Below are 251 nucleotides of genomic sequence, written 5' to 3' on the forward strand. Positions count from 1 at the left end.
TGCTGCTGGTGTCCATATGATTTTAGCTACACAACGGCCCTCTGTAGATGTCATTACTGGATTAATCAAGGCTAACGTACCATCAAGAATTGCCTTTGCGGTTTCGAGTGGAGTTGATTCACGAACAATTTTGGATACCAATGGTGCGGAAAAATTGCTTGGTCGAGGTGATATGCTCTACCTTCCGATCGATCAAAACATTCCTGCACGTGTTCAAGGGTCCTTTATTTCTGATGGTGATGTTGAAAATG

The 251-nt window shown here is 43.0% G+C and carries 1 pseudogene; it reads left to right on the forward strand.

Annotation, left to right across the window (positions count from 1 at the left end):
- Window positions 1-251, forward strand: a pseudogene (locus AC6UDE_RS07085) (cell division protein FtsK); the annotation flags it as partial.

The organism is Fructilactobacillus sp. X2R5C3 (assembly GCF_059901325.1).